Raw genomic sequence first — 11941 nt, 5'->3', positions numbered from 1 at the left:
CAAACGTGAACGATAGACTCAGGATTATTCAGTTTTCAGCAAACATACGCCAGCGTAATCTGCGTCCATCCCCACCCCGCAGGACGGTGCCATGACTGACGTATCCAGCCTCACCCACGCTATTTCGATCAATCCGGCCAACGGCCAACAGGTCGGCCAGTACCCCTACCAGTCTGCCGAACAGTTGCAGGCTGCACTGGCCCGCGCCGCCAGCGGTTTCGCCCTGTGGCGGCGCAAGCCGTTGGCCCAACGTGCCGACGCCCTGCTTGCCCTGGCTCGTGCCTTGCGCGACAACGCGACGGCCATGGCCGAAATGATCACCCTGGAAATGGGCAAGCCGATCACCCAGGCCCGTGGCGAAATCGAGAAATGCGCCCAGCTCTGCGAGTGGTACGCCGCCCAGGGGCCGGCCATGTTGAATGCCGAAGCGACCCTGGTCGAAGGCGGCAAGGCGCGTATCGAGTACCGGCCGCTGGGGCCGATCCTCGCGGTGATGCCGTGGAACTTCCCAATCTGGCAGGTCTTGCGCGGTGCGGTTCCGGCCTTGCTCGCCGGCAATACCTACGTGCTCAAGCATGCGCCGAACGTGATGGGCAGCGCTTATCTGCTGCGCGATCTGTTCCAGCAAGCCGACTTTGCTCCCGGCGTGTTTGAAGTGATCAACGTCACCCCGCAAGGTGTGTCGACAGCGATTGCCGACCCACGGATCGCCGCCGTGACCCTGACCGGCAGCGTGCGCGCCGGCATCGCCATCGGCGCTCAGGCCGGTGCGGCGCTGAAGAAGTGCGTGCTGGAACTGGGCGGCAGCGACCCGTTTATCGTGCTCAATGACGCCGACCTCGACGAAGCGGTCAAGGCCGCTGTGATCGGCCGTTACCAGAACACCGGGCAAGTGTGCGCGGCGGCCAAGCGTCTGATCGTCGAGCAAGGGGTGGTCGAGGCATTCACCCGCAAGTTCGTCGAGCACACGCAAAAGCTGGTGATGGGCGACCCAACGCTGGCCGCGACCTACCTCGGGCCGATGGCCCGTGCCGATCTGCGCGACGAGCTGGATGGCCAGGTGCGTGACACCCTGGAGCAAGGCGCGACGCTGTTGCTCGGCGGTGGCAAGGTCGAGGGACCTGGCAACTACTACCAGCCGACGGTGCTGGGCGATGTCACCGACCAGATGACTTCGTTCAAACAGGAACTGTTCGGCCCGGTGGCCTCGATCATCACCGCCCGCGACCCTGCCCACGCCCTGGCATTGGCCAACGACAGCGAATTCGGCCTGACCGCAACGGTGTACACCGCCAATGCCGAACTGGCGCAGCAATTTGCCGACGAACTGGAAACCGGCGGCGTGTTCATCAACGGCTACAGCGCCTCCGACCCGCGCGTGAGCTTCGGCGGGGTGAAGAAAAGCGGCTTCGGTCGCGAGCTCTCACACTTCGGTGTCCGCGAATTCTGCAATGCACAGACGGTGTGGTTGGATCGGCGGTAATTGGCTAATCGACGCAATCCCTGTGGGAGTCGGCTTGCCGGCGATGGTGGTGGATCAGTCACAAGGTATCGGACTGACCCACCACACCCCATCAATGCTGCAAGATCTTCGACAGAAAACTCCGCGCTCGGTCCGAGCGCGGGGCGCCGAAGAATTCTTCGGACTTGACGTCCTCGATGATCTCGCCGCCGTCCATGAACACGATGCGGTCCGCGACTTTGCGGGCGAAGCCCATTTCGTGGGTCACGCACATCATGGTCATGCCTTCCCGGGCCAGTTGCACCATGACGTCGAGCACCTCGTTGACCATCTCCGGGTCCAGCGCCGAAGTCGGTTCGTCGAACAGCATGGCAATCGGGTCCATGGCCAGGGCTCGCGCAATGGCCACCCGTTGCTGCTGGCCGCCGGACAACTGGATCGGGTACTTGTGCGCATGGGCCTTGAGCCCTACCCGCTCCAACAGCGCCATGCCCTTCTTCGTCGCGGTGTCGCGATCCCGACCAAGCACCTTGATCTGTGCCAGGTTGAGGTTGTCGATGATGCTCAGGTGCGGGAACAGCTCGAAGTGCTGGAACACCATCCCCACCCGCGCCCGTAGCTTGGGCAGGTCGACGCCCTTGCCGGTGACCGGCTGATTCTCGATGAAAATCTCGCCTTCCTGCACCGGCTCCAGGCCGTTGACGCATTTGATCAAGGTGCTCTTGCCCGAGCCGGACGGCCCGCAGACCACCATCACTTCACCCTTCGACAGCTCGGTGGTGCAGTTCTTCAGGACCTGAAAATTGCCATACCATTTGCTCAGGTTTTTCATCTGGATCATGCGGTTCTCCCTACATTTCTTTTCAGGCGCTTGGTCAGGTTGGACAGCAGGTAGCAGATCACCAGGTAGACCAGGGCCACGAACAGGTACAGCTCCACCAGGCGCCCGTCACGCTGGGCGAACTTGCTGGCGGCGCCGGTAAAGTCGGCAATCGACAGCACGTACACCAGTGAGGTGTCCTGGAACAGAATGATGGTTTGGGTCAGCAGCAACGGGGTCATGCGGCGCATGGCCTGGGGCAGGATCACGTAGAACATCGATTGCGCCGGACGCAAACCGAGGGCTGCCGCCGCTTGCCGCTGGCCACCGCTGATGCTCTGGATACCGCCGCGAATGATCTCGCTGTAATACGCCGCCTCGAACATGCAGAAGGTGACGAAGGCGGTGACCACCGGGCCGATTTGCACCGGCCGTTCCGTGCCGAACGCCATTTGCAACAGCAACGGCATCAGGAAGTAGAACCAGAAAATCACCAGCACCAACGGAATGCTGCGCATCACCGTCACATAGCCCAGGGCAAAACCGCGTAGCACCCGGTTGGCCGACAGGCGCATCAACGCCAGCACGGTGCCGGCGACGATGCCCACCGACATCGCCACCAGGGTGAGGGTCAGGGTGAATTTCAGGCCGTTCCACAGGGCCGGCATGGCCCGCACAATGACGCTTGGGTCTAGATCAAACATGACTACCTCGTCGCGCCGCGCAGGGTCAGGGAACGTTCAATGCGACCCATGACGAAGGTCACCAGCAACGAGATGACCACGTAGATCACGGTTGCGGCGGTGAACGCCTCAAAGGTATTGAACGAGTATTCGCTGACGTTGCGTGCCTGCGCGGTCAATTCCATCAGGCCGATGGTCAGGGCCACCGACGAGTTCTTCAGGGTGTTCAACGCCTCGGAGGTCAGCGGTGGAAAGACCACGCGCAACGCCTGGGGCAACAACACCTGCATGTACATTTGTGCCGGCCGCAGCCCGAGGGCCAATGCCGCGCCCCGCTGCCCCGCCGCCACCGACTCGATGCCGGCCTTGAACAGCTCGGACAATTTGGCCGAGGTAAACAGGGTCAGGGCCACCACCGCGCTGAAAAATGACGGGTAAGGCAAATCCTGTTTGAGGTAATCCCCCATCGATACCGGCAACAGTTCGGGCACGACGAAGAAGCAGATGAACATCTGCACCAGCAATGGGATGTTGCGGAACACCTCGGTGTACAGGTTGCCCAGCCACACCAGCGGCCGCAGCGTGCTGGTACGCAGGGTGCCAACCAGACCGCCGATGACAAACGCGAGGATGAACGCCGCGAGCGTGGTCGCGAGGGTCCAACTGGTGCCAGTCACCAGCCAATGCAGATATGAGGACGATTCTCCGGGAGCAAAATCCCAGAACACGTTCCAGTTCCAGTTGTAATCCATGAAGCACCAACCTTTGCGAGAAAGCGGAACGCTTGCGTGCTGATCCAGAACTGCCGCAGTCCCCTGTCGGAGCGAGCCTGCTCGCGAAGAGCCTGAGGGCGCCGCGTTCATTCAGAATGGGCGCGTTCTTCGCGAGCGGGCTCGCTCCTACAGGGGGATGTAGTACGGTCCCGAAATCGGGGAGATCAGCTGTTTGACCCGCCGTGATCAGACCCCGGTGTCGTTCGGATTGGCGATCGCCTGTTTCAGCGCGTCGCTCATCGGCAGGTTAATCACCGCGTTTTTCGGCGGAATCGGTTGCTCGAACCATTTCGGGTACTGGCTGTTGATCACGCCGCTGCTGTAGAGGTTGCGCAGCACGTCGTCGGCAAAGGTCTTGAACTGCGGGTCGTTTTTGCGGATGCCGATGGCATAGGGTTCTGCCGACATTGGCTCGGGCAGCAAGGTGTAGTTATCCGGGTTGCGGCTCTGGGCGATAGTCGCCATCAGTTGCACATCGTCGTTGATGTAGGCCACTGCGCGACCGGTTTCCAACATCAGGAAGGCTTCGCCGCCATCTTTCGCGTTGAGGATTTTCAGGTCCAGTTGCTTGTCGCGGTTGAGGTTCTTGGTGATCCACTCACCACTGCCGCCGGTGATCACCACCACCGCCTTGCCCTTGAGATCGTCGACACTGTTGATCCCGGCGTTTTTCTTCACCGCGTACTTGGCGCTGGCCACATAGCTGGTGAGCAGGAAACCGATCTGCTTCTGGCGCTCGACGGTGTTGGTGGTGACGCCGCACTCGAGGTCGATGGTGCCGTTAATCAGCAGAGGTGTACGGGTGGCCGCGACCACCGAGACGTATTCGGTCTTGAGGTTGGGCTCGCCGACCTTGACCTTGATCTGGTCGACGATCTTCTGGCACAGATCAATGCTGTAGCCAATCGGTTGCTGCGCGTCATTGAGGTAAGAGAACGGCAACGAGGCGTCGCGATAACCGAGGGTGACGGTCCCTGATTCCTTGATCTTCTTCAGGGTTCCGGTCAATTCGTCCGCCTGTGCGGCGCTGGTGCCCAGGCACGCAGCAATGACGAGGGCGAGCAGCTGTTTCTTTTTATCGAGCATGGGGATCTCCGACTATTGTTATGGCAGCTTGGGCACAGCAAAAGGCGAAGGCTTCAGCGCAGGGCTGACAGCGCTTCGCGGATGTTGACGACAGCTTTTTCGATTTTTTCTCGCGAGGTGGCGAACGACAGCCGGAAGTAACCCGGCAAACCGAATGCCAAGCCCGGCACCACCGCCACCCCGGCGTGGTTGAGCAGGTAGGACGACAACTCGACGTCATCACTGATCACTCGCCCTTCGGGAGTGACCCGACCGAACAACTGGCTGCACTCGGGGAAGGCATAGAACGCCCCCGCCGGTGCGCTCAGGCGCAAACCTTCACATTGACTCAGACCCTCCACCAACACGCGCCCGCGCTCGGCGTACTCAGCGGCGCTGCGGCTGACGAAATCCTGCGGTCCTTCGAGGGCGGCGCGCGACGCTTCCTGGGAAATCGCACTGGCACCCGAAGTGCTCTGGGACTGGATCTTGCTGATCGCCGCGATCAACGCCTTGGGCCCGGCGGCGTAACCGATGCGCCAGCCGGTCATGGCGTAGGCCTTGGCCACGCCATTGATCAGCAGCGTGCGCTCGCGCAGTTGCGGGCAGGCATTGCCGAACGAGACGAAGGGCTGGTCGGCGAGCAGCACGTGCTCGTAGATCTCATCGGACATCACCAGCACTCGTGGGAAATCCTCGAGCACCTTGCCCAGCGCCTGCAATTCGGCCTCGGTGTAGATCGCCCCGCTCGGGTTGGACGGTGAGTTGAGGATCAGCCAGCGGCTGTTCTCGGTCAGAGCGGCTTGCAGCGCCTCGGCGGTGAGTTTGAAGCCGGCCTCGATGCCACAAGGAATGACCTGCGGGCTGCCGCCGTTGAGGGTGACGATATCGGAATAGGAGACCCAGTACGGCGCGGGGATGATCACCTCGTCGCCGGCTTCGAGGGTGGCCATGAAGGTGTTGAAGATGACTTGCTTGGCGCCGTTGCCGACGGTGATTTCGTCGACGCTGTAGACCAGGCCGTTTTCGCGCTGGAACTTGCCGACGATCGCCTGGCGCAGGGCCAGGGTGCCTTGCGGCGCGGTGTAGCGGGTATGGCCGTCACGCATGGCCTGGGCGGCCGCGTCGACGATGTGCGCCGGAGTATCGAAGTCCGGTTCGCCGAGGCTCATGTCGACAATGTCGCGACCCTCGTTGGCCAGTTCCTTGGCGCGCATGGAGATGATCATGCTGGGAGAAGAGGAAATCTGTTTGACGCGCTGACTTTCAAAACTCATGAAATACCCGCCTTCCTTGGAGGTGCACTAACGATCTTCGGAGGATCGTCTAGCGCCTCTCAGTTGTTGTACGACGTAGTATGACATGCGATTTTCTGATTTCGCAATCACCAAAACCGACTGATTTCAGGCCCATGAAAAAAGCCCGAAAATCCCTTCATAACCGTGGTTATTGGGGGATTCGGGCTTAATGTGTGCGTTTATGGTGCGCGGAGGTGGTACGACAACTAAAAAAAGGCACCGGCGGGTGACCAAACCTGACCGGTGCCAAAACGACCTGTTCGAACGAGTATCAAGCCTTAGCCAAGGGTGTTCAGGCACACCACCTTGGGCTGGGTCATCTCCTCATAAGCGAAGCGCACGCCTTCGCGGCCGAGGCTGCCGTACTTCGAACCACCAAACGGCATCGCATCGAAACGGTAGTCGGACGAGTCATTGATCATCACCCCGCCCGCCTCGATCTGCCGCGCCGCGCGCATGGCGGTGTCGAGGTTGCCGGTGAAGATCCCGGCGTGCAGGCTGTATTCCGGTTCGTTGGCCAGGGCGATCGCCTGCTCGAAGCTGTCGAACGGCTGCAGCACCACGACCGGAGCGAACACCTCATGGCGCCACAAACGGCTGGCATGATTGACGTTCTCCAGCACGGTCGCCGAGTAGCACGAACCCTGACGCTGGTGACCGCACAGCAGCGTGGCACCTTCACAGATCGCTTCGTTGACCACATTCTCGGCATTCTGCGCGGCCTGCACGCTGATCATCGGACCGATATCAGTGCCGGCCAGCGCCGGATTGCCGGCCACCAGCGCGGCGGCCTGGCGCACAAAACCCTCGCGGAACGCCTCGTACACCGAGGCCTGGACCAGCAGCCGCTGGGTGCCGATGCAGTTCTGCCCCGCCGCCCAGAAGGCCCCGGAGACGCAACTGTCGATGGCCGCCGGCAAGTCGCAGTCACCCATGACGATCACCGGGGCGTTGCCGCCGAGGTCCATTGCCAGCTTCTTCAAGCCGGCGGTGCGGGCGATCTGTTCGCCGGTGACGAAGCCGCCGGTGAAGGAAATCATTCGCACCTCACGGGCCGCCACCAGCGCCTTGCCCAGTTCCGCGCCACCAGTGGCAACGGTCACCACCGACTCCGGCAACCCGGCCTGCACCAGGTAGGACACCAGGCGCAGGGCCGACAACGGCGCCAGTTCCGAAGGCTTGAGGATCACCGCATTACCGCCGGCAATCGCCGGGCCGAGCTTGTGCGCCACCAGGTTCAGCGGATCGTTGTACGGCGTGATCGCCACGATCAAGCCCAACGGCTCGCGGGTGAACCAGCCCTGGCGCGATTCCGAGCCTTCGTAGGCATCGAACGGCACCACCTCGCCGGCGTTGCGCTTGGCCTCTTCAGCCGACAATTTCAGGGTATTGACGCAGCGTTTGACCTCCTTCTGCGCCTGCACCAGGGTCTTGCCGGCTTCGTCGACAATCAGTTGGGCGAACACCCGGGCGTCGCGCTCGATGTCCAGCGCGGCCTGCTCGAGGATTCGCGCCCGGCGATGACGCGGCAGGCCGGCACACAGCCGCGCACCCTGGCGGCCCTGCTCGAGCAGTTGCGGGACCTGGGTCGCACAGACCTGGTCGACACGGCCAATGACGCTGCCGTCAAACGGGTTGAATACGTCGATTTGTGGCTCGACGACCGCCAGGGCCAGACGCGATACGTTCACAGGCTTACTCCTGGGCAGAGGCAACGGTGTTGTGCAAGCTGATGATGTCCGACAACAGCGCATAGGCCGTTTCAGTGCGCCCGGCGCCTGGGCCCGAGACGGTCACCGCGCCGAGCAGGCCGGTGTTGAACGACACGGCATTGATCGCCCCGCTGATCCCTGCCAGTGGATGGGCATTGGGCAACAAGCGTGGTTCGACGCTGGCGTTGATCGAGCCGTCGGCGTTGCGCGAGGCGGCACCGATCAGCTTCCAGCGGGCACCGTCGGCGCGGGCATGGTCGATGTCGGCCAGGGTCAGGGCGCTGATGCCACGGCAGCTGACATCGTTGATGCTGAGCTTGGCGTCGAGCAGTTCGTTGGCGAGGATCACCACTTTCAGGCGTACGTCATAGCCATCGACGTCGGCGCTTGGATCGGCTTCGGCGTACCCCAACTCTTGTGCTTCGCGCACTGCCTCGGCAAACGCCAGGCCGCTTTCCATGCGGGTCAGGACGAAGTTCGAGGTGCCATTGAGAATGCCCTCGAAACCACTCATCTCGCTGCCGGCCAGGGTCTGCTTGGCCAGGCGGATCACCGGGGTGCCACTCATCACTGCGCCTTCGTATTCGAAGGCCACGTTGTTGCGGCGCGCCAGGGTCTTGAGTTCATCGGCATGCAGGGCAATCGGGCCCTTGTTGGTGGTGACCACATGCTTGCCCGCTTCCAGCGCCCAACGGCAGAAGGTGGTGGCCGGCTCGCCGTCGACCGGGTTGGTGAAGGTCGCTTCGGCAATAATGTCGGCGCCGGATTCCTTGATCACCGCTTCATTCAGTGCTTCGGCATGACCGCCCGGCAACTGCGCGAATGCCCCTTTGGCCGCTGGCAGGCTGGCCAGTTGCGCGGCGTCGAGACCGTCGCGGCCGATGATCGAGCCGAGGAACAGATCGGTCACGCCGACGATTTTCAAGGTCAAACCGAGCTCGGTTTTCCACTGTTGATTACGCTCGGCAATCAACTGCGCCAAGGCACGGTTGACACCACCAAAGCCGACCAGCGCGAGTTTATATTCAGTCATTGTTATAGGCCCTTGATCCAGGTGAGTGGGTTGTTGGGCACTAGGTTAGGTGTGGGGGGCGGGCAGTGAAATAGGTCAATTTGCTTCATTTATTGAGCGTTTTGACCAGTGCCTGCGGCCACAGATTGCCTCCTGTTGGAGCCGCCCGGGCGGCGTTCCGCTGCTCGCGATGGTCGTTAACGATAACGCGCCCAACCTGACACCCCGCAGCGGTCTCAGGTTGGGCGCGAGCAGGCTGGCTCCTACAAGGTTCTGCGCCAAATGCACACCTGCGTTCGGCGCAACATGGCTATGGGCTGTCTACACCACCGACGACAACACAAACGAGGTCACGGTGTTTTCCACCCCCGGCAGGGCCGATATCTGGTTCCACACCCGGTGCACGCGTTCCGGGGTCGCGGCGCCGACGCGCAGCATCAGGTCGAATTCGCCGCTCATGACATCGCACTGGATGACTTCCGGCATCGCCCGCAACGCATGCAGGACTTCAGCGCCGCGCATGCGGTCGTAGCGGTAGACGAAGATCACCGCATTGATCTGCGAACTGCCGTCGAGGCCCTCGCCGGTGCGTACCGTGTAGCCCTGGATCGCGCCGTCCCGCTCCAGGCGTTCGATGCGTTGGCGCACGGCGTTGCGCGACAGGTTGACCTTGGCCGCCAGCTCGGCATGGGCGGCGCGGGCGTTTAGTCGCAGTTCGGCGATGATTCGCTCGTCAAGCGGATCGAGAATGCGCTTCATGTCGCCTCCTTTGGCAGTGCCTGCAAACGTTGCCGAATCGCCGCCAAATCATCGGCTTCGATGCCAGACAGCCGCGACCCGCATGGCTGCAGCTCATCATCCCCGACCGGTACAACAGCAATCCCCAATTCGGCCAACAACCGCGCCGACTTGCCGGGCGCAATCTCGCCCAGGGTCACCATCGGCGCCACCAGACTGCGCCGATACAAGCGTGCCGCAAGCACCCCGGTGGCGGTGTGCGGGTCGATGACATAGCCGGTGTCACGGTGCAGCGAAGTGATTTCCTCAACCGTCTCGGCATCGCTCACCGAGTAGGAATCGATGATCATCCGCGCCTGCAACCAGCACTCGTTGGCCATGCTCATCTCGCCCGTGACCTCGAAGCGCTCCATCAGCGCCCGCACCGCATCGCCGTCATGCCCATACAGCTCCCAGAGGAACCGTTCGAGGTTGGAGAAGATCGACAGGTCCATGGCCGGCGACAAGGTGCTGTTGGCCTGCCCGCGAGAGTAGTGATTCTTCAGGAACAGCTGATGCAGGGCGTCATTGCGATTGGTCGCGACGATCATCTGAGTGATCGGCAAGCCCATCTTCTCGGCGATATAGCCGGCATACACCTGGGCGAAACTCGCTGCCGGCACGCTGAAACCAATGGGGCGCTGCCCTCCCCCCAACTGCAACACCGCGTGGAAATAGAACACCAGGTGCGCCAGCACGCTGACCCAGTTGCTCGAGTTGAAACTGACCGCCTCATACTCGGCGCACGGCCAGTCTCGGAACACTTCGGTAACCAGGGTCTGGCACTGGTCGAAGCTGCCATTGAGCGCCAGGCGATGCACCCGTTGCTGATCTACCGCCTGCAACTGCTGCCACTGCTGCGGCGCGATGCCCGTCTGCGGATAGACCAGCACCAGCTCGGCGTCCTCACAATCCTTGAACGCCTCGATCGCCGCCAGCCCGGTATCGCCATTGGTAGCGCCGAGCACCAGGGCGCGACGCTGGCGTTTGCGCAAAAAGTACTGCACCAGTTGCGCTTGCAACTGAGCGGCAAAATCCTTGGAAGACCGGGTCGGGCCATGGAACAGTTCCAGCACCCACTCATTACGGTCGACCTGATGCAACGGCGCCACCGAACGGTGGCTGAAAGAGCTGCAGGCGGCCTTGAGCAGCTCGCGCAAATCGCCCTCGGGAATCGCTTCGCCGACAAACCGGCTGATCACCCGCCAGGCCAGTTCGTCATAGGCCAGGGTCGACCAGTTGGCGATCTCCTGCGGGCTGAAACGCGGCAGCTCGACCGGCACGAACAAACCGCCGTCGGCGGCGATGGCGGACAACACCACCTGTTCGAAATCGGCGCTGATTGCAGAACTGCGGGTACTCACATAACGCATGTTGGGCTCCGGCCATTTATTTGAAGCGGTGGGCCTGTTCGACCAACCAGGTGGCAAACATCACGGCGTCGGGGTGCTGGTCGGCGCCAGCCCCGCGCACCAGGTAAAACGACTCGCTGGCCTCGATGCGCTGCTGGAACGGCTCGACCAGCCGCCCTTCGCGCAGCAACTCGACCACCATCGACGAACGCGCCAGGGCAATCCCCTGCCCCAGCTCGGCCATGCGCAAGGTGGAAATCAGGGTGTCGAACTGCATGCCGCTTGAGGGGTCGACCCCCTGGGCACCGACCATATTTGCCCAGTAGCCCCAGCCCTCTTCATAACCCAACACGTGCAGCAGCCGATGCTGGGCCACATCGCTGGGCTCCTTGATCGGCGAGCGGGCCATCAGCGCCGGCGAGCAGACCGGCACCAGGCTGTCCCAGGTCAGGCGCTGCGCGACCAGTCCGGGCCACTGTCCATGACCCCAGCGAATTTCCATGTCGTCTTCGCCGTCCAGTTCCTTGACCCAGATATTGCTGATATAGCGGATATCCACCTGCGGATGGGCCTGCTGGAAGCTCACCAGCTTCGGCGCCAGCCAGTGCACGAAGAACGACAAACTGCCGCGCACCTTGATCGGCCGCCGCTGGTGCTGGCCGAAAATCTCGTTGGTGCCCACCGCCAGCCGGGTGATCGCGTCCTGTACCACCGGCAGGTAGGACTGGCCTTCCTCGGTCAGCGCCAGGCCCCGGGCCAGGCGCTTGAACAGCGCCACGCCGAGGTGGCTTTCCAGCTGGCGGATCTGCTGGCTGACCGCGCCCTGGGTCAGGAACAGCTCGTCGGCGGCGTGGGTGAAGTTGAGATTGCGGGCCGAGACCTCGAAGGCGCGTAGCCAGTTGAGTGGGGGGAGCGGTTTTTGCTTCATGGGTTGGGGCTCGGGGGGCGGTAGTTGTAGGAGCGAGAGAGTTGTGGTGCTCTCAAGTT

Annotated in this window: 11 protein-coding genes; 1 reads left to right on the top strand and 10 read right to left on the bottom strand. The window is 62.3% G+C overall.

Annotated elements, in window-relative coordinates; genetic code table 11:
- The first annotated feature begins 91 nt into the window (after positions 1–91).
- Complete coding sequence (locus NR126_RS00125; RefSeq protein WP_256829389.1) at positions 92–1483, top strand: aldehyde dehydrogenase family protein; 1392 nt, start codon at positions 92–94, stop codon at positions 1481–1483.
- Positions 1484–1574: 91 nt separating this feature from the next.
- Here the strand turns inward: NR126_RS00125 and NR126_RS00120 are convergent, their stop codons facing one another.
- The 10 genes from NR126_RS00120 to NR126_RS00075 form a co-directional block, all read right to left on the bottom strand.
- Entirely contained in the window at positions 1575–2303 is a 729-nt protein-coding gene (locus NR126_RS00120) for an amino acid ABC transporter ATP-binding protein (protein WP_027618265.1), read from the bottom strand.
- Positions 2300–2986: an amino acid ABC transporter permease gene (locus tag NR126_RS00115; RefSeq protein WP_027618264.1), complete on the bottom strand. Its 687-nt coding sequence runs from the start codon at positions 2984–2986 to the stop codon at positions 2300–2302. The genes NR126_RS00120 and NR126_RS00115 overlap by 4 nt, the downstream gene beginning before the upstream one ends.
- A 2-nt stretch (positions 2987–2988) precedes the next feature.
- On the bottom strand, positions 2989–3717 hold the full coding sequence (locus tag NR126_RS00110) for an amino acid ABC transporter permease (RefSeq protein ID WP_027618263.1): 729 nt from the start codon (positions 3715–3717) through the stop codon (positions 2989–2991).
- Positions 3718–3924: 207 nt separating this feature from the next.
- On the bottom strand, positions 3925–4824 hold the full coding sequence (locus NR126_RS00105) for a transporter substrate-binding domain-containing protein (protein WP_027618262.1): 900 nt from the start codon (positions 4822–4824) through the stop codon (positions 3925–3927).
- A gap of 53 nt (positions 4825–4877) precedes the next feature.
- Positions 4878–6080 (bottom strand): pyridoxal phosphate-dependent aminotransferase, encoded by a 1203-nt coding sequence (locus tag NR126_RS00100; protein ID WP_256829388.1) that lies wholly within the window; start codon positions 6078–6080, stop codon positions 4878–4880.
- Positions 6081–6379: 299 nt separating this feature from the next.
- Complete coding sequence (locus tag NR126_RS00095; protein WP_256829387.1) at positions 6380–7792, bottom strand: aldehyde dehydrogenase family protein; 1413 nt, start codon at positions 7790–7792, stop codon at positions 6380–6382.
- Positions 7793–7796: 4 nt separating this feature from the next.
- Positions 7797–8846 carry a homoserine dehydrogenase gene (locus tag NR126_RS00090; RefSeq protein ID WP_256829386.1) on the bottom strand — a complete coding sequence of 350 codons (1050 nt, stop codon included), beginning with the start codon at positions 8844–8846 and terminating at the stop codon, positions 7797–7799.
- A gap of 300 nt (positions 8847–9146) precedes the next feature.
- Entirely contained in the window at positions 9147–9584 is a 438-nt protein-coding gene (locus NR126_RS00085) for an Lrp/AsnC family transcriptional regulator (protein WP_256829385.1), read from the bottom strand.
- A complete protein-coding gene (gene thrC, locus NR126_RS00080) occupies positions 9581–10975 on the bottom strand; it encodes a threonine synthase (RefSeq protein WP_027618257.1) in 1395 nt (464 codons plus the stop codon). Before thrC ends, NR126_RS00085 begins: the two co-directional genes overlap by 4 nt.
- A 16-nt stretch (positions 10976–10991) precedes the next feature.
- A complete protein-coding gene (locus NR126_RS00075) occupies positions 10992–11882 on the bottom strand; it encodes a LysR substrate-binding domain-containing protein (protein ID WP_027618256.1) in 891 nt (296 codons plus the stop codon).
- Between the last annotated feature and the right edge of the window lie 59 nt (positions 11883–11941).

It is taken from the genome of Pseudomonas sp. Pse1 (assembly GCF_024519635.1).
GTDB lineage: Bacteria > Pseudomonadota > Gammaproteobacteria > Pseudomonadales > Pseudomonadaceae > Aquipseudomonas.
Note: the sequence above shows the minus strand (reverse complement) of the source record. Positions and strands in the feature narration are given on the sequence as shown.